Consider the following 22,568-nt stretch of genomic DNA (forward strand, 5'->3'; position numbering starts at 1 on the left):
CAACACCACTTTAGCAGGTGAAGGTCACATCTCACGGAAACGGCTCCGCAAAAGGCCCCCGGGTCGCCGGAACGGTGCCGGAACGCCTGAGCGTCGTTCCGGCGCCACAGCAGCGCCCCGGCGATCCCGGGCGACGCCGGTCGGCGAATGACTGCGGTCGGACAACCCTGAGGTGGTGGAAGCAGCAGTCCGGGACGCCGCGCAAGAACTTCGCGACTTTCTTCAAAGCGACGGAATCGACCTCGCTCTTGATAACGTGGCGCCGGCGAGGGCAGCAAGACCGGATGAACGGACCGCGTGTCAGTGACTCAGGGGGAGGTGTGTGGGACCGCGACCAGCCTACTCGTCCGGTGTTTCCACAGCTCAGGGGCATATCAGACCCAACGCGTGCACAAAGTGTGAACTGCAGCAACTGCCTTTTGGCTTTGTCGATCCGATCGCAGTCCGGTGCCTTGTCGGATTCGCCGAACAGGAGGAGTTCCATGGGGAGGTCCAGGCCGGGCGTGTCCGCGATGAGCCTGTCCCTGAGCTCTGGAATTTGCAGGTGGGCAAGCACTTGGGCGAGCTGTTCCGTCGTCGGCTCCTTTCTGTCGTCGATGAGGCTGGACCAGAGTTCGCGGGCCCCGGTTGTCCGCTGGACGGGGCTTTGGGTCGCGGCGGTCTTGAGATGAGTTTCGACGTCGGCGGTGAACTCGGGCGTGACTGTTCGGTTGGGGAGGGCGCAGGTCAGGCCGTCCTGGATCTGACTGCCGCGGAAGATGAGTTCGGCGTTGAGCAGGCTCGACTGGACCGTGGTGAACGGGAGGTCGGGGCCGCAGGAGACGGTGTGGATCCTGAACTCCGCGATGGAGAAGGGCCCGACAATCCAGCCGGCCCGGATCGGCATTCCGGACAGTGCAAGTTGCTGGGCGAGTGATTCGAGGCGGGGGCCAAAGAGGCCGCTGCGGTCGTTGTCGCGGTGGGTGCTAGTGAAGATTGCGAAGACGGCCGCCGTCGCGTCCTGGTCGGTGCGGAGATATCCGCCGACCTTTCGTGCGTACATGTGGGCGTGGTCGGGTCTGGAGTGCAAGTCCAGACGGGAGGGTTACGCCCATCCGACTGCCCTGGAGTGGGTGCCGGTATATGAGCAGTCTGGTTCAGCTACTCAACGACGCCGGCAGCACGATACCCCGTCTGCGTGCCAGCTCCGATGCGGCGGAAGAAGGAACGTAGCCCAGGCTCGCCGCGGCAGCCACAATTCTTTGCCGGGTCAATTGCGAGACGCGTGGTAGTCCGCGCAGTGCACGGGAGACGGTGGCGGTGGACACCCCGACGGCGGTCGCGACGTCCCGAATGCCTGTGGCGTGCAAAGACTGAACCGAAGGTGCTTCCGGTGCCCCGGCCGTTTGACTGCCCAAGCTGGTCACGGCAATCTCAGTCGCATCCGTTCCAGGTGTCCTAGCCGGCGTAGCCCTGTGGGTTGGTCTTTTGCCAGCGCCAGTGGTCCTCGCACATCTGGTCCACGGTCTTGGTGGTGGACCAGCTGAGATCGGCCAGGGCGGAGGTGGCGTCCGCCCAGAAGGCGGGGAGGTCACCCGCACGGCGTCCGGTGACCTCGTAGGGGATGGACTGGCCCACGGCCTTCTCGAAGGACCGCAGGACCTCCAGGACCGAGGATCCCTTCCCGGAGCCCAGGTTCCAGCGGTAGACGCCGGCGCGGTCCGCAACGTGGTTGAGCGCGGCCACGTGGCCTTCGGCGAGATCGACGACGTGGATGTAGTCCCGCAGGCAGGTGCCGTCGGGGGTGTCGTAGTCGCCGCCGAACACCATGAGCTTGTCGCGGCGTCCCACGGCCACCTGGGCGATGAAGGGCACCAGGTTTCCACAAGGTTGTTGTAGTAGTACTTGAGCGGTTCGCGGACCGACTCGCCCACGGCCTTGAGCCCGGCAAAGTGGATCAAGGCGTCGATCGTGTGGGCGGCAAAGACGCCTTCCACTGCGGCTTCGTCCACCAGGTCCACGTTGTGGAATTTCGCGGTCTTGCCGCTGAGTTCGGCTACCCGGCGCAGGGACTCCTCGCTGGAGTTCACCAGGGTATCGATCACCACCACATCGTGGCCGGCTTCCTGCCGGGACAAAACTGTGTGCGAACCGATGTACCCGGTGCCACCTGTGACCAGAATTTTCATACATCCTCAATTTGAGCGAAGACTACCCCGACGTTCCGGCGGCTCCGGAGAGCGGGGGAACGTCGGGGCGGGCCTTCCAATTGCTACAGGGCGATGATTTTAAGCAGCAGTGCGTGCTCCGGGTTGAGGGCGGGCATGGGCAGGCCCACCTCGGCGAGGAAACGCCCGCTGGCCACTGCGCCGTCCCCTAGCCACGAAGGAGGCTGGACCTGCGTGAAGGTGTGCGCGTAGTCGGCATCGGCCGGGGCCGGGAAGATGGCTTTTACCCGGTAGTCCCGCTCCGGGTCCAGCCCGGGGACGGCGATCCGTCCCGGCTGTTCCGCGAACGCGGTGCCGGTGCTGACCAGGGCGAACAGCGCCGCCGTCGAACCTTCACCCGTGTCTGCACCGCCGTCGGCCACCACGCCGTGGAGCATGAGCGAGTCATCAGCGACGTCCGCGCGGATCATCCGGCCACTGTGGATCAGGCCGCGGTGTTCCTTGTAGAGGGCGATGAAGCGTTTGAGTTCCTCGCGCTCAGCGCCCTGGACCCCGCGGACGTCCCACTCCATGCCGAAGTGGCCGAAGAGTGCGGTGATGGCGCGGAAGGACAGGTCGTGCGTGCGCGCCGTGGTATGCGAAGTCGTGGGGCCGATGTGGCTGCCCACCAGTTCAGGCGGAACCACAATGCCGGTCCAGCGCTGGATGGTCTGCCGCTCCAGGGCGTCGTTGCAGTCGGAAGCCCAGATGCGGTCTGTCCGTTCCAGAATTCCAAGGTCTACCCGGGCGCCACCTGAGGAGCAGCTTTCGATTTCCACGCCGGGATGCGCTGCACGGAGTGAGTCGAAGAGCCGGTACGCAGCGAGGGTTTGTTCGTGGACGGAGGAGCGGCCGGCGTGGCCGTGTTCCAGGAGATCACGGTTCTGGTCCCACTTGAGGTAGCTGACGTTGTTTTCTCGTAGAAGAGCGTCAATGCGATCGTAAATGTACTGCCAGGCATCCGGGTTTACGAGGTCGATGACGTGCTGCTGCCGCCACTCGAGTGGCAGCCGGCCGCCGTCCTTGTAGCTCTGGACCGAAGGACCTACGATCCATTCCGGATGGGCCCGGACAATATCGGAGTCGAGGTTGACCATTTCCGGTTCCACCCAGAGCCCGAATTCCATTCCGCGCGAGGTCACGGCGTCGATCAGGGGGGTGAGCCCATCGGGCCAGAGGGATTCGTCGACGTACCAGTCGCCCAGGCCGGCGTGGTCGTCGCGTCGGCCGCGGAACCAGCCGTCGTCGAGCACGAACCGCTCCACGCCGAGTTCGGCGGCGGAGTCGGCCAGTTCGGTCAGTGTGGCCAGGTTGTGGTCGAAGTAGACCGCTTCCCAGACATTCAGCACCACTGGACGCGGTTTGCCGGCGGGCAGGCCGGCGCCGGCTGCGGGGAGCACATGGTGGGGGCGGGAGCGGAACCAGCTGTAGAACGCCTCGCTGATGCCGTCCAGGCCACGGTCCGAGAAGGCGGCGAACATCGCGGGTGTGGTGTAGCCGGTGCCGGGTGCGAGGATGACCTCGGCCGGGCCGAGGAGTTCGGAGCCGCCGATCATGGTGCGTCCGTCGCCGATGCTGTCGGCGAAGTGTTCGTGGTTGCCGCTCCAGGCCAGGTGCGTGGCCCAGACCTTCCCGTGGCGGTTGCCGAATCCGGCGGTGCCGGCGGCGAAGAGCAGCGATGAATCGTGCCCGGTGCGGCCGTGCCGGCCGGTGCGTACCCAGGTGCCCTGCTGGATGGGGCGGCGCTGCGGGTGGCTTTCCCGGCACCAGCGCCCGGTCAGGTCAAGGATTTCGACGGCGTCCGGCGCCACCGGGAGGACGGTGGCCAGTTCGTCGAGCTGGTAAGGCGTGGCGCCGTCGTTGGTGAGGGTGTGGCGGAGTTCCAGCAGGCCGCCGTCGTGCAGTGTCAGTGCGGACGAGACCGTAACGCCGGCGTCGGCATCAGTCTGGACAATGATGGCGGAGTTGCCCTCGGTGCTCGCTGTCACCGTGCGGAGGCGGGCCGAGAAGTCAAGGCCGGAGACGCCGTCGGCGAGGCGGTGGCCCCGGAGGGCGGGACGGCCGCGCCAGCTGGAGGATGCCTGCGGCAGCAGGCCAGTAGGTACAGTGGCGTCGATAGATGACGGCGGGATGGCTGCCGTGAGGATGGCGAGGTCCGGCAGGGTGCTGCCAAGGTCCGCGCCCCAGTGGATGACTTCGGCCTCCCCGCTGTCGAAGCTGATCACTACGCTGGTGCCGGCGGAACGGAGGTGGAGGGGATTCATGAATGCTGTCCTTCTGCGGATGTGGAAGTAAGGGGTGGGCTGCGCGCCGCGGGGAAAACGATGCCTGCGGCACGCAAGCTATAGAGCCGGTGGCCTACTTGAAGAGGGCGTTGACCTCGTCGACCTCGTTGGCCTTGGCTTCGAAGGCCGCGGCGGCCTTCTCAGAGGAGCTTTGATGGCGGCGAAAACTACGCCGTTGGAGGCTAGGGCACTGATGATGGTGTGGCGGGTGCCAAGGCCACGGGTCAGGTCCCGGCCGGACACTTTAGCTCCACCTGCCGACAGCGGAACTCTTCTCCGGCCTCGGGTTGATATCGGATTCGACGGCGAATTGGTCGATCGCCGTCAGCTCGTCCTGCGTGAACTCCAGATTGTTGATGGCGGACAGGGTGTCTTCCAACTGCTTGACGCTGGATGCCCCCGCGAGGGCAGAGGTCACAGGTGTTCCCTTGGGCTGGTCGCGGAGGATCCAGGCGATGGACATCTGCGCCAGTGATTGCCCGCGGCCGGCGGCGATCCTGTTGAGCGCGCGGACACGGTCCAGTTTGTCCTCGGTCAGGGCAGATTTTGACAGGAACCGTTGTTTGGCCGCCCGCGAATCGGCCGGGATGCCGACCAGGTAGCGGTCGGTCAGCATGCCCTGTGCCAGCGGGGAGAACGCGATGGAACCGGCGCCCACCTCTTCCAGCGCCTCGTAAAGGTTTGGCGTTCCGTTTTCGGTCCAGCGGTTGAGCATGGAGTAGCTGGGCTGGTGGATCAGCAGCGGGGTGCCGAGCTCCTTCAGGATCCGGGCCGCCTCGATGGTCTGCTCCGGCGTGTACGAGGAGATGCCCGCGTAGAGCGCCTTGCCGGAGCGCACGGCGTAGTCCAGCGCCCCCATGGTCTCTTCCACGGGGGTTTCCGGGTCCGGCCGGTGGCTGTAGTAGATGTCCACGTAGTCCAGGCCCATCCGCCCCAGGGACTGGTCCAGACTGGAGAGCAGGGACTTGCGGGAGCCCCAGCGCTTGTCGTCGCCGAAGTTGTGCCACAGGCCCAGGGAGATAGCGGGAAGTTTGAGGCCGCTGCGGCCGACGCGGCGGTAGGGCATGGACTCGTAGCGGTTTTCCGCAGCGGGGTAAGTCATGGGTTCATCCTGTGGGGACCGCTCGCGTGCAGGTCCGGGGTCACGGGGTTCTCTGTTGGTTGAGTTGGTTTCCGGCTGCTTTTCATCGTGGGATGAGTGTTTCCTAGTCATGGTTTGCGCGAGAGGCTGTTCCCATTGCGGGTCCCCATTCCTGCCTTTCCTGGATGGTTCCGTACGGGACATCGTGGTGGAGCTGGACGGTGAAGTCCCGGGGGGAGTGCCGGGCAACGAGGATCCCTTTGCCGCCGCAGAGGGGGGCCCGCTCGGCGAGGATGTTCACGGCTTTGTCCAGTTGGTCCTCTAGTTGGCTGCGTTTCTGGACGCGAACGTGGATGAGGTCTTCATTTGATGGGTCGGCATACATGATGGTCCTGTGGATCGTCGTCGCGCGGGCGGAGAGGTGGAACCGAAAGGGCCCGCCCCTCCGAGGCGTCGAGTGGTTACTTGAAGAGGGCGTTGACCTTTTCGTTGGCCTGGGTGAGGGAACTGGCCGGGACCTTGCCGGAGACCACTGCGTCCATGGCGGGATTCATGATGCCGTCAACTTTGGCAGCCTTGTCCGCGATCGGGAAGAGGAACGTCGTTCCATCCTCCACCTGTTGGGTGAAGGGGGTGACGTCGACGCCCTTGGCTTTGAAAGCCGCCGCGGCCTTCTCGGAAGAGGACTTGATGGCGGGGAAGACGACGGCCTTGGAGGCCACGACGTCCTGGCAGTCGGTGGAGGCGAGGTACTCGACCCACTTCACGGAAGCAGCCGGGTTCTTGGTACCGGCGTAGATGGAGTCGGCCAAACCGTTGAACATGGACGCGCGCTTGCCGTCAGGTCCCGTCGGGGTGGGGGCGATGCCGGCTTCGATGCCCTTGTAGCTGGTGTACTGGCCGATCGTCCAGTCGCCCGAGGTGTTGATGGCGGCCTTGCCGGCGCCAAAGTTGTCCGGCATGCTGGCGCCTACCGTTGTTTCAAGTTTGGGCATGTAGCCCTTGTCCGCCAGCCCGGCCCACCAGGCGATGGTTTCCTGGAACTTAGGGTCGTCGTAGTTGAATTTGGTGCCCCAGGGGTTCTTGTCCGTGTGGGTCCAGCCGGTGGTGCCGGTGAGGAAGCTCCACTGGGTCTGGCCCTGGCCCGAGCCCGAGGATTCCAAGCCCAGGCCGTAGACGGCCACATTGTTCTTATCGAAGCCGGCTTCGTCTCCGCGTTTACCGTTCTTGTCAACGGTGAGGTGGGCGATGGTCTTCTCGTAGCTGCCACCATCCTTGGGGTTCCAATCCAGCTTGGCCATCTGCTCGGCCGTGATGCCGGCGGCGTCGGTCATGGCCTCGTTGTAGAAGAGGCCCACGGTGTCATAGTCCTTGGGAAGGCCGTAGCGCTTGCCGTCCTGGCCCACCCAGAGATCGGCCAGGCCCTTGTTGTAGATCGAGAGATCGACGTGGTCCTTGTTGACGGCGTCGTCGAGGGGCAGGAGTTGCTTATTGGCGGCGAATTCCGGGTACTTGGAGAGGTGGTTCGTGAAGACGTCCGGGGCGTTTCCGGCGACGAATCCGTTGGTCAGGGTGGTCCAGTAGTCACCCCAGCCGCGCTGTGTGATCTTGACTTTGATGTCCGGGTTGGCTTTGGTGAAGTCTTCCGCGCACTGTTTGTAAGCGGGGAGTTGGTTGGAATCCCAGAGCCAATAGTTGATCTCGCCCTTGGCCTCACTGGTGGTGGAGGTGGATCCGCCGTTGCAGGCGGTAAGGGAGATGGCGATGGCTGCGGCGGCAGCAACGACGCCTAGGGTTTTCTTCATGATTGACCTTTCAAAGAGGGCATGAGGTTGCCCGGAGGGGATTGTGTTGAGTGGGAGTTGGTTGGGGTCAGAGGGTTCTTATTTGATGCCGGAGAATCCGATGGAGTTGACCACCTTCTTGCCGAAGGCGATGAACAGGATGATGACCGGCAGCGCGGCAACGATGGTGGCCGCCATCAGGCCCGACCAGTCGGGGGCGCCCTGCGGGGACTGGGATTTGAAGACACCCAGGCCCACAGTGAGGACCCGGACATTCTCGTCACTGGCAACCAGCAGTGGCCAGAAGTACTCGTTCCATTGCCCCACGAACGTCAGCAGCGCGAGGGTGGCCAGCGGGGCGGCTGCATTCGGAAGGACGATCTGGAAGAAGATCCGCAGGTGCTTGGCGCCGTCGAGCATTGCTGCTTCTTCCACTTCGCGGGACATGCCCAGGAAGAACTGCCGCAGGAAGAAGATAGCGAACGCGGACATGAACAGGAAGGGCAGCGTTAGGCCGGCGAACGTGTTCAGTAGGCCCAGATTCTTGATGAGGAGGAAGTTAGGCAGAGCGGTGAAGATGCCGGGAATCATCATGGTGGCCAGAAACAGGGAGAAGACCTTGTCCCGTCCGGACCAGCGGAGCCGGGCGAAAGCGTAGGCGGCAAGTGCACTGAAAAAGACCTGCGTCGCAGTAGTCACCGTGGAAAAGAGGATCGAATTGCGCAGGTACAACCAGAAGTCGATGGCTGCACCGGAACCGCCTTCGGCAATGGCCTCCTCTGTGGACTGCATTCCAAAGACACGCTTGAATGCGCCCCAGGAGAAGTCTGCCGGCAGGAGATTCGCAGAGTTGGAGGCCAGCGATCCATTGGTGGAGAACGCAGTACGGAGCATCCAGAGGAACGGGAGGATGGTGGCGATGAGTGCGAGGACCACGAGCGCCCAGGCACCGATACGGCGCCAGTTGGTCGGTTTGCGGGTAAGCGTTTGGGTAGTCATGGCTGGGATTCCTTAGTCCAGGTCCGATTCGTTGCCCTTGAGGAACTTCATTTGGATGAAGGCGACCAGGGCGAGGATGACGAAGAGAATGACGGACAGGGCCGAGGCGTAGCCGAAGTCCGATTCGCCGAAGGCCTTTTGGTAGATATACATCTGGATGACTCGGGTGGCATTGATCGGGCCGCCGCCGGTGGTGATCGCGACGGTATCGAAGACCTGGAAGGAGCCGATGACGCTGACTACGAGGACCAGCGCCAGGACCGGGCGCAGCAGCGGCATGGTGATGCTCCAGAACGTCCTCGTGGGCGATGCTCCGTCCAGGGAAGCTACTTCGTAGACATGGTGGGGAATGGCCTGGAGGCCGGCGAAGATCAGCAGGGCGGTGTAGCCCATGTGCTTCCAGACGTTGACGAAGGCGATAGTTGGGATCGCCCACTGTTCGCTGCCGAAGAAGGCGACGCGGGGAAGCCCCATCCAGCTGATGATCTCGTTGACAATGCCCAGCTGGTAGTCCAGCATCCAGAACCAGAGCAGGGCCACGACCACGTTGGCGACAAAGAACGGCAGCAGCAGCGCGCCGCGGACAAAAGTTGATTTCGCCACACCGTGCATCAACAGCGCCAGGCCCAACGCGATGGCGGTCTGCAGGACGATGTTGATACCCACGTACTGGAGGGTCACGGCCATCGCGTTCCAGAAGAGCTCATCCTTGAAGATCGCCGTGTAGTTGTCGATGCCTATCCATTCGGGCTCGCCGAGGATGCTGTACTCGGTGAAGCTCAGGTAGACGCCGCGGATGGTGGGAACCAGGCAAAAGGACACGAGTCCGATCATCGCCGGGAGGATAAACAGCAGCGCGATCCTGACGTCACGCAGTTTGGCCCTGCGACGGCCCGGGCCCGAACGCTGGGGCGCCTTGTGCGTTGCGCCGGGTGGGTGCTTGGTAATTGTGGTCATCTTTGATCCCGCTCCTGTGAGGTAGGTAACAATTGACCGCCACTCTACGCGCGTAGCTCGATAGAGTGCAACACCTTCCCTGAAAAAACAACGGTTCTTTGGCCAATTGGAGAACACTATTGACGCGCGTAGATTCTATCCGCATACTTTTTCCATGACTTCTTCAATTGGAATCGTTGGTGCGGGACAGTTTGCTGGCGTATTCGCCAAGCTCTTCGCCGCCCACCCCGGAATCTCAGACATCTATCTCACCGACCTCATCAGTGAGCGTGCGGAGGCCCAAAGCAGCAGCGCTGGCGCGGCAGGGACGTTCGACAGCTTCGAGGCAATGCTTGAAAGCGATGTTGACGCTGTTGCGATCTTCACCCAGCGCTGGACCCACGGACCGCTGGTGGTGCAGGCGCTGCGGGCCGGTAAGCACGTTTACTCCGCCGTGCCGATGGCGATCTCCGAAGAGGAGATCGCAGCAATCATCGAAGCCGTCCGGGAGACCGGGCTGACGTACATGATGGGTGAGACGAGCTATTACAACCCCGCAACCGTGTTTGCCCGCAAGAAGAATGCCGAGGGTGCCTTCGGCCGGATCTTCTACGCTGAGGGCGACTACGTCCACGACATGGACCTTGGCTTCTACGACGCCTACCAGTACAGCGGCGGAGAAAACTGGAAGCGCACCGCGAGCTACCCGCCCATGCTCTACCCCACCCACTCCGTGGGCGGAGTGCTCGGAGCAACCGGCGGGCACGCCGTCAGCGTCAGTTGCGTCGGGGTCCGGGATGAGCGCGGCGACGGCGTCTTCGACCGCGACGTAAGTATGTTCGACAACGACTTCTCCAACGCCAGCGCCCTGTTCGAACTCGCCGGCGGCGGGTCCATGCGCATCAACGAGTTCCGCAGGGTGGGCTACCCCTCCCACCTGCGCGAGAGCCGCTTCCGCTACTTCGGCACCGAGGCAAGCATGGAACAGCTCGCCTCGGTCAGCGTCTGGCAGGACAAGCACGCCGTGACCGACATCAGTGACCAGCTCGAGACCCAGGCCACCATGGACGCGGATGACCCCATGTTGGCCGACGTAGCTCCTGCACTTCGCGATGCCTTTATTTCCGGCATGGCCTCCGTGCACGACGCCAGACGACTGCCGGCGGAGTTCCGCGGCCTGCCCAACGGCCACGAGGGCAGCCACCACTTCCTCGTGGACGACTTCGTCACCGCCATCAACACCGGCACCCTGCCTCCGGTCAACGCCTGGGAAGCGGCCCGCTACACGCTTCCCGGCATCGTGGCCCACCAGTCGGCCCTGCGCGGCGGCGAACGCCTGCCGGTGCCCGACTTCGGCGACGCTCCGGCAGAGCTGCCCCGCCCGGTACTTGGCGAGTCCGCCAAGTGAAACGCCGATAGCATGGTTGCCATGCCGCACCCGACCTCACAAGCCAAGCCCATCACACGCGACGATGTCGCCCGGCTGGCAGGGGTCAGCAGCGCCGTCGTCAGTTACGTGGTCAACGGCGGGCCCAGGGCCGTTTCCCCTGCGAACGAGGCCAAGGTGCGGCAGGCAATCAGGGCGCTGGGCTACCGGCCCAACGCGGCAGCCAGGGCACTTGCCTTAGGTTCCAGTGAGATGCTCGCCATGATCATCCCCGATGCCCTGAATCCGTTTTTCGCCTCGCTCGCCCGCGCCGTCGAGAACGCCGCGGCCGAGCGGGGCTACACCCTCCTGCTGGCGGACTCCCAGGCTTCGCTGCGGACAGAGCGCCGCCTCATCAAGAACTTCGCCGCCCGGAAGGTGGACGGACTGTTCCTCTGGAGCGAACTGTCCGATCCCGATCTGATGGACCTTGAACAGGCAGACATTCCCGTAGTGCTCCTGAACCACAGCACCGACCTTGCCACAGCAGGCAGTCCCGCCGTCATGAAACATAGCGCGGGAGACCACGACGCCAACTCCGTCGGAGTAGCCTTCCGGGACGGAGCGCGCATGGCGGTCGAGCACCTCATCAGCCACGGCCACGAATGCATCGGGCTGGTCATGGGCAACACTGCTGGCGGCGACCTCGACGCCCGCGAGGTCGGATGGCGCCAGGGCATCCAGGACGCCGGACTCACCCCGGGCCCGATCGTTCGGGTTCCGTTTACCCGCGAGGGCGGGTACCGCGCCGGGCAAGAGCTGCTGGCCCGGAGCGAGCGGCCGACCGCCGTCTTCGTCAGCTCCGACCAGCAGGCTGTTGCTCTGCTCTGCGCCCTCCAGGAGGGCGGCCTGCGGGTACCGGAGGACCTCGCGGTGTTCTCCTTCGACGGCTCACCCGAATCTGAATACACCTGGCCCCGGCTCAGCACAGTCGCCCAGCCCGTCAAGGACATGGCCCAAGCCGCCCTGGATGCCCTCCTGGCACCGCCCGGAAAAGAAACTCAGACCAATATCTTCCCCGCCGAACTCGTACTGCGCACTTCCTGCGGCTGCCACTGAAACACACAGCCTTCCAGGCTGCGCTAAGGCGACAACCTGCCAATGAAGGGCCGACATCCCCAGCACTGGGAGAACCCGCCCCGCCGGGGCCGACGTCCGTCCGCAACCGCCCACCGGCGAGTGCGTTTGCCTGCTGACCGGAAGCCACCCGGCAGCCGCCGCGGCTGCCACCTGCCCGCGGCGTACCCCACCGATTACCCTTAAGGCACCCAACGTCATGACTGCCAATTCCGCCCACGAGGATGACATCTTCAGGCCCACCATCCACTACACAGCCAAAAACACCTGGCTGAACGACCCGAACGGACTCGTCTACCACGAGGGCATTTATCACCTCTATTACCAGAACAACCCCTTCGGGAACGTTTGGGGCAACATGTCCTGGGGCCACGCCACCTCGGTGGACCTGGTCAACTGGGACGAGCAGCCCGTGGCCATCCTCTGCGACGCCGAAGAGGACATCTTCTCCGGCAGCATCGTCATCGACCAGTACAACACCAGCGGCCTCGGCAACGGGCAGACCGCCCCACTGGTGGCAATTTACACGAGCGCCTACAAAGACAGCTCAGCCCGCCGGGGCACACAGGCCCAGTCCCTGGCCTGGAGCTCCGACGGCGGCTACACCTGGACGAAACACCAGGGCAACCCCGTCCTCGACAGGAACTCCGCAGACTTCCGCGACCCTAAGGTCTTTCGCTACGACGGGCCCCCGGGCAGCTATTGGGTCATGGTGGCCGTCGAAGCCAACGAGCACAAAGTGGTCATCTATAGCTCCGATAACCTTCGGGACTGGCACTACCTCAGCAGCTTCGGACCCGCCAACGCCACCGGCGGCGTCTGGGAGTGCCCGGACCTATTCCCTTTGCCACTGGACGGCGACGAAGAGCAGACCAAATGGGTTCTCACCGTGAATCTCAACCCCGGAGGGCCCAATGGCGGATCAGGGGGCCAATACTTTGTCGGCCACTTCGACGGCGTGGCCTTCACCTCCGAAACAACCGTCACCGACGGCAGAACCCAAACGGTCGAGCTCGACACCTACCACTGGCTCGATTGGGGACGCGACTACTACGCGGCCGTCTCTTTCAACAACGCACCCGACGGGCGCCGTCTCATGGTCGGCTGGATGAACAACTGGCAATATGGGGCCGCCATCCCGACCTGGCCATGGCGCAGTTCGATGTCACTCGTACGCGAAATGTCCCTGGTCACAGACCAGGGCCAGCCGCGACTGTCCCAACAGGTCGCCAACGAATATCGAACGGGCAACTCACTGTCGGTGAACACCTGGTCTGATCTTGCAATAGATGAAGGAGTGCACCACCTGGACGCGGGAGCACCGGTAGAGATCATCGAGGTGACCTTCATCCCGGAATCCGCAGAGGAATTCGGACTCATCATCCGAGGCAACGGCACAGACGGAACACGCATCGGTATCCGACCCTTCGAGAACCGGCTCATCATGGACCGGACACGCTCCGGCAACACGGAATTCCATGACGCCTTTGCATCCACGGACACAGCTCCGCTGAAACCGGCCTCCGACGGGCAATACACTCTCACCCTCTTCATCGACCACTGCTCCGTGGAAGTCTTCGCCCAAAACGGGCTGGTCACCATGACAGGGCTGATATTTCCCGGGCCGGACAGCACCCGTCTGTCGCTATACGCCAAAGGGGGGACCGCCACCGCCCCCAGCCTGAAAGTGACACGACCCGCGGAGCCACCGGTGCGAATCGCAGAGCCATTGGTCCTGAATCGGTAGCGATTGATCGGAGATGGCGGGATGGAATGCCGATTCAGCGGCGGGGCCGCTGTGGACCGGCGTGGTCGCGATGGTGGGGGTCCATCCTTCTGTATCCCCTCGCCGAACGGAGACATCCAGCCAAGCCACCCTCATAAGATTTTCGTTCAGGACACGGGATCCTAACCAGCTGGGGCCTGACTATCAACGGCGAATCCCTGGAGCCGCGCGGCGTGGATGGAGACAGCCACGTTCGGCGCACGTCGCCGTAGTCGATAGCCAGTCCCGCAGTCACCCTGCCGTCGCCGGGCTCGTCCCTCACCAGGCCCGGCCGCACAATCGATCAGTCCAGGTCGGTTTGAGCCACATATATGTCGCCTATCTGGAACACCTTCATCGTGATTTCTGGAAGAGGAGTACGCCTTTCCATTTACCGCGATGATTGCGACGCTCGCTTCCATGGCGCACCCGGGAAGATCGTCGGTCAATGGCGTTCGTGCCATGTTCGGTTTCTTCCCGGGTGGGCTACACGAGCGCTGTGAATCCTACGCCGCGACTGTCTCGTGGAGCGGGGCTGCGGGCAGTGGGGGCTGGGTGCGCTGCCACGCCGAGCCGTAGCGTGTGTATTGCGCTGGCGGTTGGATCGCATGCCGGAGATCGTCCGCGGCGGTGCGTGCCCAGAACGGATCCTTGAGCATCTCGCGGCCGATGAAGACCAGGTCGGCGCGGCCGTTGCGAAGGATGTCCTCAGCCTGCTGGCCGGTCTCGATGCGCCCCACGGCGCCAGTGAGGATACCGACCTCCCTACGGATGAGCTCCGCAGCGGGAACCTGGAACCCCGGGAACGAGGACACCTTGACGGGCGCGGTGCCGCCGGAGGAGGCGTCGATGAGGTCAACGCCCTGCTCCTTCATCCACCGTCCGAAGACGATGAAGTCCTCCGGGGTGTTGCCGCCCTCGACGTAGTCGGTCGAGGAGATGCGCACGAAGAGCGGCCCGTTCCATTCAGTGCGGACGGCGTCGAGGACTTCGCGGACGATGCGGTAGCGGCCGGCGTGGTCTCCGCCGTACTCGTCGGTGCGCCTGTTCGAGATCGGGGAGAGGAACTCGTTGAGAAGGAAGCCGTGGGCGGCGTGCACCTCGACGACGTCGAACCCCGCCACCTTGGCGCGCACAGCGGCGGTACGGAACGCTTCGACGATTTCGGCGATGCCCTCCTGAGTGAGCTCCTCAGGGATACGGGAGTCCGGCCCCCACGCGATCGCGGAGGGAGCGACGGCAGTCAGTTCGGGGAGACCGAGCTGTCGGCCGGCATGGCCGATCTGCACACCCATGCGGCCGCCCACCAGGTGGACGGCGTCCACGATGCGGCGGAGGTTCGGGATGTGCGCGTCGTCCCAGATTCCTAGGTCGCCGGGACCGATCGGGCCGTTGGGCGCGACGGCTGCGGTCTCGGTCATGACCAGGCCCGCACCGCCGAGGGCGCGGGATCCGTAGTGCATGACGTGGAAGTCAGTGGCGACTCCCTCGGCTGTGGCGGAGTGCATGCACATCGGCGACATCACGATGCGGTTCCGGAAGGACACCCCACGGATCGTGTAAGGCTCGAGAAGTGTTGTAGACAAGAAAAGCTCCTTAAGAACTGCCAGCGACAAGCTGGTGGATCGAGCGTGTGTCAGGCATCACGGACGCCGACAGCACGGTCATGTTGTGTTGAGACTGCTTTTTTGGGGGCTACCCGAGTGGGTTCCACGTCCAGCGCAGGTTCATTGTTCATATGTTCCCGTCGGGAACGGGGTGGGCATCGGGGCGGCACGAAGGGGCGCCCCGATGCCAGCGGGAGTCAGCTCGCGGGGGTGGAGTGCGTGTAGAACGTCTTCGCCACGATCTGCCACTCACCGTTCGCCTTGAGCAGGTGGAAGAAGTCGCTGAAGCGGAACCCGTCGAGGTCGTCGGTATCGACCCGCGCACTGGCGACATCGCCCACGATGTCCACGGTCACGACGGCCGGGTTCGGGTTCGATGGCTTGAAGTCGTTGTCGATACCGTCGAACAGCGCTTGAACCGGCACACGCGTCACCGCCGATTCGGCGGTGGTGAACATCACCGCGTCAGCATGGAAGGCCGGCCGCATAATCGAGCCGTCTGCTTTCGCACAGCCCTCGATGTACTTGGACAAGGTCTCCCGCACCGCGTTGTATTCCTGGACGTAGGTCTTCTCGGACATCTGCACTCCTTGCGTTCAAACATATTCTGTAGCGATCGCTACAAATGTTACTGTAGTGACCACTACAGTAAATCGTCAACTCCGGGAGGTGCTTATGTCCAAGCCGAATGCGAAGCCGCGAGACGTCACGCGCGGGCGACGCCGGGGCTTCGATGAGAAGCAGGCACTTGAGGCCGCTATGGACATGTTTTGGGAGCGTGGCTACGAGGGGACCTCAGTGAGCCAGCTGTGCGCGGGCATTGGAATCAACCCACCGAGCCTGTACGCGGCATTCGGCAGCAAGGCGCAGCTGTTCATCGACGTGGTGGACCACTACGAGCGGACCTTCTGGGATCCAGTGTGGGATGCCTTCGATCAAGAACCGCGGGTAGTAGATGCATTCCGCCGATTCTTCAGCGACTTCGTGGGGGTGATATCGGTTCCGGGGACCCATCTCGGATGTCTCGTGGTCCAGTCCGCAGTGAGTTTGGAGGACCGCACCAGCGACGTCGCACGCGCTCTCGCAGCCATCGGAGAAGACGGAGTACGCCGTTTTCAAGGCAAACTCGAGTTCGGTATCCGAGGCGGACAAATCCCCGCAGTCACCGACACTCTCGCACTCGCACACGCCATCAACATGATCTCCGAGGGACTCGCGCTCCGAGCGCATGACGGCGTCCCGCCAGACATGTTGCGACGGCAGGTGGCGGCGGGGATGCGTATGATCCCGGAAGCTGATAGAAACGATGGGGGTGCGAGGCGACCGCCCTCGGGGCGGTCGCCAGGCGGTGCAACCGACACACAGGCGTAAGCAAAAAAACTGCACGTTTCCGGTGTGAGTTTCAGAGGTTTGCGGCTTACTTTGATCTTTCGGTGACGCTAGCTGCTATCGGCGAGGACGCTGCCGGCGGCTTCCACTGCGTCGTCGGTATGGTTTCGAGTTGATTGCTTTTGAGTACCCGGCTAAGCCCGGATCCCAACATCAGGACTTACAGCAATTCATCCCATTCCTCACCGAGTACGTTGTCGGCGGAAAAGTGAGCGTCATTCCAGGTACAGCCGGAGTCTGCGACGATCTAGGCGTTCCCCTGCTCGCCCCTTAGGCGTGGTGACGTTGCCCCGTGCCAGGGTCGGGTCCGCTCGTCCGGGCGCCAGCCAGCCCTGAAGTCGTGTCCCCAGAGATGTCAGACTTCACCTTCTAGAGATGCGAAAGTCCGACACCAAGCCCCCGCAGACTGCCGCCATCAAGCGATCACATCCACATCTCACTCTGTGTGACCTAAAGGTCAGGATCGAGAGAATGAGGAACGCCGGCATGATAGAGAACAGGTCCAGGATGAAGATCGAATACAGTGAATCGATCTGCTCGCCGGTGCGCATCAGCGGCAGGAGCATTGCGATCCAGAGCGGATAAAAGATCAGCGGCTGTAGGAGGGCACCCGCGGCTGAGGCGAGCCGCAGCGTCCTGGGCACAGCCGCAGCGCCCGTTTCTTTTCTGAAAGTCGCACCCGCTCTTTTCTGAAAGCGCACCCGCGGAGATTAGCGCCCAAAAGGACAGCGTGAATATGGCCATGTACACCAGATACAGGCCGTTGTAGGCGCGTTCGATGACGTAGATGCCGTACGCGTAGAAGAGGTAACCCAGGAGCCCCAGAGCGATGATCTGGGGTTTGGGCTGGTTCGAACGCCGGGCCAGCGAGAGACAGAGCAGGATGATGGCCGCTGCCGCGGAAATGAGGTCTTGGGAATAGGCGTCGGGGAGACGGACGGTGCCACGATCCCGGTGTAGACGTCCGGTTCCCAAATGCCCACGACTGACACTAAAAAAGTGAGCAGCTGTGTTATGCCCCAGAGTTTTCTGTCTGCCGGCCGCAACAGGGTAAAAAGTCCGTCCTGGCTACCCTACGGTGGTAACCATTTCGCTCCCTAGTAGCAGCGCCGGTTGAGGTATCCGCCGAGCCAGCGCTCCATTTCTCGGTAGGCGTTCTTCCTTACCGGGGCAGGGGAGAGGAAGATGTCGTGCACGGCCTTCGGGATCCGCACGACGGTAACGTTGTTTCCAAGGGAAAGCGCGCGGTGAGCGACCACGTCAACGTTCAGGGCGACGTCGGCTTCTGTGGCCGTTTCCGTCCAGCGGGGTTGAAGGTAATCCCGTGTGGAAAGCATGGTCAGGATCGGGACGTCGATTCTGAGGCCGGCGTCGACAGCGTTTTGGGCCTCGAACACAGCGTTGAGGAAGGCACTGGTGACGGGGAAGCCGCGGTAGGGGCGCCAGAGTTTGTTGTAGGTCCATTGCCCGCCGAATTCCGAGGACAGCGACCGCGAGTAGATTCCGGGGTCTTGGACTGGCAGGGGCGCCAGCGGGTGGCGCCGGGCCTGGAGTTGGATCAAGGGAGAAATGGCGCGGCGGCCTATTTCGGCGCCTTGAAATTCAAGCCAGGGGCTGTTCAGGATCAGCGCAGTTGCCACACCCGGGTGCCGATGAACCCACCAGCTGAGGATGAGGCCACCGGTCGAGTGGCCAAGCAGGATCCGTGGCCTGCTTCGGCTGCGGCCCATGGCCTCCAGAGCGGCGCTTATGTCCTCGTCGTAGTCCCTCAGATCGGCGACGAAGCCAGGTGTGTTGCCAGGCCGCAGGCTGCGGCCGTAGTTATGTAGGTCAAGTGCGAAGAACCGCGCGCCGTTCCGGTACCAGAAACGTGCCAATTTCTGCTGGAAAAAGTAGTCCGACCAGCCATGGACGTAGAGGACGTCCGCGTCTGCAGCGACGGGGTTCGGGTCGAGTTCTTCGCCGGACTGGTACCTCACAAGAGTAGCTACGGCGTTGTCCGAGAGGGCGAGCTCCAGCTGTTCGAATCCCTCACCGAGTACATCTTTCTTCCATGACGCGTCCACCACCCGATTATTCATCAGTTCTCTGCGACTTTGGCTGGTCCCAAGGCCGAAGGGGCGGGAGGGCGCGAGGTTATGAACGATGCGTCGGCCGCCGTCCTAGCTGCCTAACAGCTCATCGAGGGTGACGAAGCCGTAGCCGGCCGCGCTGATCCCGTCGATCATCCGTGGCAGGGCGTCGGCGTCCAGGGTGCTGCCGTCGTCGGGATTGGATCCGATGTGCATGAGCACGATCTCACCGGGCTGGAGTCCTGCAAGGACCCGCTCCGTGACTGTCTGTGTGCTGATGCCTCCGCTGGTGCCTTTCCAGCCCAGCGTATCCACGGTCCACCGGACGGCCACATAGCCCAGGTCGTTCACGGCCGCAATGGTCCGTGCGTCCCGTTCACCGTAGGGGAAACGGAAGAACGGGCGCGGGTCCGCGCCGGCAGCCGAGATGGCCTGTTCGGCTCCGCGTACCTGCTGGGCGATCAACTCATCAGGGAGTCCGGTGAATCCGGGGTGCGTCATGGAGTGGTTCGCCACTCGATGGCCCGCCGCAACAATCTGCTCCACACCTCCCGGATTCGTGGCAGCCCAGTGGCCGGTGAGGAAAAACGTACCCGGCACGCCCTTGGCGGCGAGCGCCGACAGGATTTTCGGAAGGCCGGCTGAGTTCGCCCCGGCGTCGAAAGTCAGTGCCACGACCCGCCCGGCGCCGGGAACGACCGTGAGGTCCTGGCCGCGCAATGACGGCGGGAAGGGTGCGGCGGGCGGCGGACCTGGTGTCTCTGGCTGTTCCGGCCCGGTGATCGGCGGTGTGGTCACGGGCGGCTGGACTGGCGTCTGTCCGGCCTCCGGGGTCTCCGTGCCGACAGGGAGGGGAGAAGACGTCGGCGTAGGTGACGGCGCCGCGGTAGTCGTCGCTGGCCCGGCGGACGTCGTGGACGGTACAGAAGTGGACGGTACAGAAGTGGACGGTGGAGCAGACGACGGCGGGCTTCCCGTCTGGGCGCCGATCAGCGCCGCGAGCGCGATGGCGAGAGCCACCACGGCAAGCGCTACGACGACGGCAACCACGCTACTCAGATCCGACTGTCAGGACGGACCGGCGATGTTGATCGTGGAGAAGGCGCCTTGCAGGTCCAGGACCAAGGTCCCGCCCGGTGCCTCTGCGTTAAAGGTGTGCTCTTCGGGATTCCAGATACCGGTGGAACTGCCGCCGTCGAGGTACTGGACCGTGCCGAACGCCATGCGGCTGTTCAACCGGACCGGGATCCCCGTAGGGATCTGGATGGTTACGCTACTGGCTGCAAGGCTGACGGGCATTGTGATGTCCGACGGGAGCGGACCCGCTGCGGCCACGGAGCTCAGATCGAGTTCCCCGCTTCCTGCCGCGATGTTATAGCCGTCCGTCAGCTCACTCATGGACTCGGGCGCCCAATGGTGATGCGTCCCACCGCCACATTGCCCGGAGCGTTGAAAAAACCCGTCAATGCAGCGCACACCAGTGCAGCAACGGCGAGGAAGCCAAGGATGCCGCTGCTGCGAGATGCCAGCCCCGCCACGAGGATTCCCAGCCCCAGGACAGCCGCGGCAGCTGCCCACACGACGGCCGTCACCCCGCCGCCAAGGTCAATGACGCCCGCAGATTCCAGGACAAGCAGCAAGCTGGCGACGAGTACGGCCACACCGCTGACGACGGCGGTAAAGGGCCTTCCCGGGTCATCTGGCCTGTGGTGCCGGGCACGGGCCGGCGAAGGACTGCTGCGCCCGAACCGGGAAGGTGCGTCGGGAGAGCGATGCGCGCTTTCCGCCGGGATTCCTCCCTGGCTTGCCGTGAACGGGAGGACCGTTGAAGTATCAAGCTGCGAACGCGATGAGCCGGACGTGGCCGGACGTCTGCGGCTCATGATGAGGTAAACAACCGCGGCGACGGCGGCCACCCAGGCCACTGGCCAGAGGAACCACCACAACCCCCAAGGTGCTGTGATCGGGTTCGTGTCCGCATCCGAGAGGCCGAGCAAGGTCATGGTCACCGCTCCGGTCATTCCAGCGGACCAGTGTCCGTGGCCGGCCTCCTCGGCGTGGATGAGCTCGTCCCCTCCGGGGAGCAACGCCCAGGCCAGGCCGTAAGCGAAGAGGCCAAGACCCGAGAACAGGGTGAGACCCACGAAGACTGCCCGAACGGCGAACGGAGGCACCCCCATCCTGTGTGCGACCCCGCTCGCCACACCGCCCAGCCAACGGTCCCGGCCGCGACGGATGCTTTGCCTGCGGACCCAATCGAAGCCCGGAAAAGGTGTGCGCTGTGGCGCGGGTGCAGTGGGTGGTTTCGGGGCCCCGCCTGCTGGCTGCTCAATCCCTCCAAATGTGGTCATCGGCTCCGTTCCCTTCGTTCTCCCTGTCTCAAACATGCGCCCAACCGGGGCCATGGATTAGAGCCGAAAGTCACGGGATCCACGCGTAAGACCTAACCCGGACGGGGGCGTGGACGTAAAGTTGAAGGGCCAGGAAGTTCGAGTCCGGGCCACGTCCCGCCCCAGTCGCTCGCGGCCCAGGAGATGGGAGAAGCGATGCATCAGGAGTCGCGGTCCGAGTGGCCCCCATGACTGAGCCCGCAGTCCCACAAGACCCGGTAGGAACGGCGCCATCGCGTTCCGCGACACTCGATGTCACCGAGTGGCTGCTCGAAGGCGACCCGGGCATCAGGTGGCAGGTCCTTCAAGACCTCGTGGGCGCGCCCCCGGATGTGGTTGCCGCCGAGCGCCAGCGCATGGCAACGGAAGGGTGGGGCGCCCAGCTGTTGGCTGCCCAGGACGATGGCGGTACGTGGGCCCACGGACTCTACCTGCCCAAGTGGACGTCCACGGCATACACCCTCCTCCTGCTTCGCTGGCTGGGCCTTCCGGCAGGTGACCCTAGAGTCGTTCACGGCTGCCGATGCCTGTGGGAAGGTGCCACGTACACCGACGGAGGACTTACTTTCGGATACAGTGCGCCGGAAACCTGCATCACAGGCATGCTCGTGGCGCTCGCCTCCCATTTCCAATACCAGGACCCGCGTATAGACACCGCGGTGACCTGGTTGCTGCGGGACCAGCTCGCCGACGGCGGCTGGAACTGCCGGGCCATCAGGACGGGTTCCCGGCACAGCTCCTTCCACACCAGCATCACCGTCCTTGAAGCACTCCTTGCCTATCGTCTTGCATGCGGTGCTATCGATGTGCGGGAGGCATCCGCAAGGGGACGGGCGTTCTTCATGCTCCATCACTTGTACCGTTCGCACACAACCGGCCGGATTGCCAGGAGTGAGTTCACCCGTTTCCCGTTCCCCCCCACAGTGGCATTTCGACATTCTCCGCGGACTCGAGTACTTCAGGGCAAGCGGCTCCCCACCTGATCCCCGCCTAGCAGACGCTGTGGAAAAGGTCCGCTCGGGCCGGGGTCCGGACGGCCGATGGAAGCGTTACCCGCCGTATCCCGGCAGACAGTGGTTCCGGCTTGAACCGCCGGGCGCAAGCCGCATCGCTACCCTGCCGTGCTTACGCGTGCTCAGCCGGTCCTGACGCCAGGGGCACCGGGACCAAAGCCTCTGGCCTTGCAGGGCGGCCGGAGTGAGAGTGAATCCAGGCCCGGTGCGATTGCTGCCCCGGACGGCACCGGAGGACTTGAGATGATGTATTGGAACGGCAGTATGGGCGGCTGGGGCTACGTCCTGATGGTTATCAGTTTTGTGTTGTTCTGGGGTGCTGTCATCGCAGCCGTCGTTCTCTTGGCTCGTGCCCTCGGACCAGGCAACCGGGGCCGCAACCCTGAAGCCAGCTCCGGCTCAGGCCCTGGCTATGCGGAGAATCTGCTGGCCGAAAGGTTTGCCCGCGGAGAAATCGACGAGACTGAATACACTTCCAGGCTCTCCGTTCTCCGACGAGGCCCCAACAGATGAGGCGTAGCGTTTCCCACCCCAAGACGTCCAGCCTGCCGGGACGCC

Annotated in this window: 21 protein-coding genes and 1 pseudogene; 6 read left to right on the plus strand and 16 right to left on the minus strand. The window is 63.8% G+C overall.

Translation table 11 applies throughout. From position 1 onward, the window contains the following. Positions 1–31: 31 nt before the first annotated feature. The 9 genes and pseudogenes from ACZY0Q_RS01280 to ACZY0Q_RS01320 all read right to left on the minus strand — a co-directional run bounded on the left by ACZY0Q_RS01280 (position 32) and on the right by ACZY0Q_RS01320 (position 9,292). A complete protein-coding gene (locus ACZY0Q_RS01280; protein WP_463913743.1) occupies positions 32–1,042 on the minus strand; it encodes a hypothetical protein in 1,011 nt (336 codons plus the stop codon). A 94-nt stretch (positions 1,043–1,136) separates the two neighbouring features. Further along, positions 1,137–1,406, minus strand: coding sequence for a LacI family DNA-binding transcriptional regulator (locus ACZY0Q_RS01285; RefSeq protein ID WP_463913745.1), 270 nt, complete (start codon positions 1,404–1,406; stop codon positions 1,137–1,139). Between the two features lie 31 nt (positions 1,407–1,437). After that, positions 1,438–2,168, minus strand: a pseudogene (locus tag ACZY0Q_RS01290) (NAD-dependent epimerase/dehydratase family protein). A gap of 83 nt (positions 2,169–2,251) precedes the next feature. Then, on the minus strand, positions 2,252–4,450 hold the full coding sequence (locus ACZY0Q_RS01295) for an alpha-galactosidase (protein WP_463913748.1): 2,199 nt from the start codon (positions 4,448–4,450) through the stop codon (positions 2,252–2,254). Positions 4,451–4,715: 265 nt separating this feature from the next. Next, positions 4,716–5,573, minus strand: coding sequence for an aldo/keto reductase (locus ACZY0Q_RS01300; protein WP_463913751.1), 858 nt, complete (start codon positions 5,571–5,573; stop codon positions 4,716–4,718). A gap of 103 nt (positions 5,574–5,676) precedes the next feature. Beyond that, complete coding sequence (locus ACZY0Q_RS01305) at positions 5,677–5,937, minus strand: hypothetical protein (RefSeq protein ID WP_463913754.1); 261 nt, start codon at positions 5,935–5,937, stop codon at positions 5,677–5,679. 76 nt (positions 5,938–6,013) lie between these two features. Further along, a complete protein-coding gene (locus ACZY0Q_RS01310) occupies positions 6,014–7,357 on the minus strand; it encodes an ABC transporter substrate-binding protein (RefSeq protein ID WP_463913757.1) in 1,344 nt (447 codons plus the stop codon). Between the two features lie 78 nt (positions 7,358–7,435). Continuing rightward, on the minus strand, positions 7,436–8,335 hold the full coding sequence (locus ACZY0Q_RS01315; RefSeq protein WP_463913760.1) for a carbohydrate ABC transporter permease: 900 nt from the start codon (positions 8,333–8,335) through the stop codon (positions 7,436–7,438). A gap of 12 nt (positions 8,336–8,347) precedes the next feature. After that, positions 8,348–9,292 carry a carbohydrate ABC transporter permease gene (locus tag ACZY0Q_RS01320; RefSeq protein ID WP_463913763.1) on the minus strand — a complete coding sequence of 315 codons (945 nt, stop codon included), beginning with the start codon at positions 9,290–9,292 and terminating at the stop codon, positions 8,348–8,350. Between the two features lie 154 nt (positions 9,293–9,446). On the opposite strand from ACZY0Q_RS01320, the gene ACZY0Q_RS01325 reads away from it, so the two are divergent. The 3 genes from ACZY0Q_RS01325 (at position 9,447) to ACZY0Q_RS01335 (ending at position 13,521) form a co-directional block, all read left to right on the plus strand. Beyond that, positions 9,447–10,679 carry a Gfo/Idh/MocA family protein gene (locus ACZY0Q_RS01325; protein WP_463913766.1) on the plus strand — a complete coding sequence of 411 codons (1,233 nt, stop codon included), beginning with the start codon at positions 9,447–9,449 and terminating at the stop codon, positions 10,677–10,679. 21 nt (positions 10,680–10,700) lie between these two features. Next, on the plus strand, positions 10,701–11,756 hold the full coding sequence (locus ACZY0Q_RS01330; protein ID WP_463913769.1) for a LacI family DNA-binding transcriptional regulator: 1,056 nt from the start codon (positions 10,701–10,703) through the stop codon (positions 11,754–11,756). Positions 11,757–11,973: 217 nt separating this feature from the next. Then, entirely contained in the window at positions 11,974–13,521 is a 1,548-nt protein-coding gene (locus ACZY0Q_RS01335; protein WP_463913772.1) for a glycoside hydrolase family 32 protein, read from the plus strand. Positions 13,522–14,045: 524 nt separating this feature from the next. On the opposite strand, the gene namA is transcribed toward ACZY0Q_RS01335, so the two are convergent. Beyond that, a complete protein-coding gene (namA, locus tag ACZY0Q_RS01340; protein ID WP_463913775.1) occupies positions 14,046–15,125 on the minus strand; it encodes an NADPH dehydrogenase NamA in 1,080 nt (359 codons plus the stop codon). Positions 15,126–15,343: 218 nt separating this feature from the next. Further along, a complete protein-coding gene (locus tag ACZY0Q_RS01345) occupies positions 15,344–15,727 on the minus strand; it encodes a nuclear transport factor 2 family protein (protein ID WP_463913778.1) in 384 nt (127 codons plus the stop codon). A 94-nt stretch (positions 15,728–15,821) separates the two neighbouring features. Here ACZY0Q_RS01345 and ACZY0Q_RS01350 point away from each other — a divergent pair, with 94 nt between their 5' ends. After that, a complete protein-coding gene (locus tag ACZY0Q_RS01350) occupies positions 15,822–16,517 on the plus strand; it encodes a TetR/AcrR family transcriptional regulator (RefSeq protein ID WP_463913780.1) in 696 nt (231 codons plus the stop codon). Positions 16,518–16,897: 380 nt separating this feature from the next. Here the strand turns inward: ACZY0Q_RS01350 and ACZY0Q_RS01355 are convergent, their stop codons facing one another. The 5 genes from ACZY0Q_RS01355 to ACZY0Q_RS01375 form a co-directional block, all read right to left on the minus strand. Continuing rightward, positions 16,898–17,236, minus strand: coding sequence for a hypothetical protein (locus tag ACZY0Q_RS01355; protein ID WP_463913783.1), 339 nt, complete (start codon positions 17,234–17,236; stop codon positions 16,898–16,900). Positions 17,237–17,632: 396 nt separating this feature from the next. Continuing rightward, complete coding sequence (locus ACZY0Q_RS01360) at positions 17,633–18,601, minus strand: alpha/beta hydrolase (RefSeq protein ID WP_463913785.1); 969 nt, start codon at positions 18,599–18,601, stop codon at positions 17,633–17,635. A 96-nt stretch (positions 18,602–18,697) separates the two neighbouring features. Beyond that, the gene (locus tag ACZY0Q_RS01365; RefSeq protein WP_463913788.1) at positions 18,698–19,657 is read right to left on the minus strand and encodes a polysaccharide deacetylase family protein; all 960 of its coding nucleotides are present in this window, start codon (positions 19,655–19,657) and stop codon (positions 18,698–18,700) included. Between the two features lie 18 nt (positions 19,658–19,675). Beyond that, positions 19,676–20,005, minus strand: a complete 330-nt coding sequence (locus tag ACZY0Q_RS01370) for a hypothetical protein (protein WP_463913791.1) — start codon at positions 20,003–20,005, stop codon at positions 19,676–19,678. Then, the gene (locus tag ACZY0Q_RS01375; RefSeq protein ID WP_463913794.1) at positions 20,002–21,012 is read right to left on the minus strand and encodes a PspC domain-containing protein; all 1,011 of its coding nucleotides are present in this window, start codon (positions 21,010–21,012) and stop codon (positions 20,002–20,004) included. The genes ACZY0Q_RS01370 and ACZY0Q_RS01375 overlap by 4 nt, the downstream gene beginning before the upstream one ends. 173 nt (positions 21,013–21,185) lie before the next feature. Here ACZY0Q_RS01375 and ACZY0Q_RS01380 point away from each other — a divergent pair, with 173 nt between their 5' ends. Next, positions 21,186–21,980 carry a hypothetical protein gene (locus tag ACZY0Q_RS01380; RefSeq protein WP_463913797.1) on the plus strand — a complete coding sequence of 265 codons (795 nt, stop codon included), beginning with the start codon at positions 21,186–21,188 and terminating at the stop codon, positions 21,978–21,980. 273 nt (positions 21,981–22,253) lie between these two features. Further along, positions 22,254–22,523, plus strand: a complete 270-nt coding sequence (locus tag ACZY0Q_RS01385) for an SHOCT domain-containing protein (protein WP_463913800.1) — start codon at positions 22,254–22,256, stop codon at positions 22,521–22,523. Positions 22,524–22,568 lie beyond the last annotated feature (45 nt).

Source organism: Pseudarthrobacter lactosi, assembly GCF_055412785.1.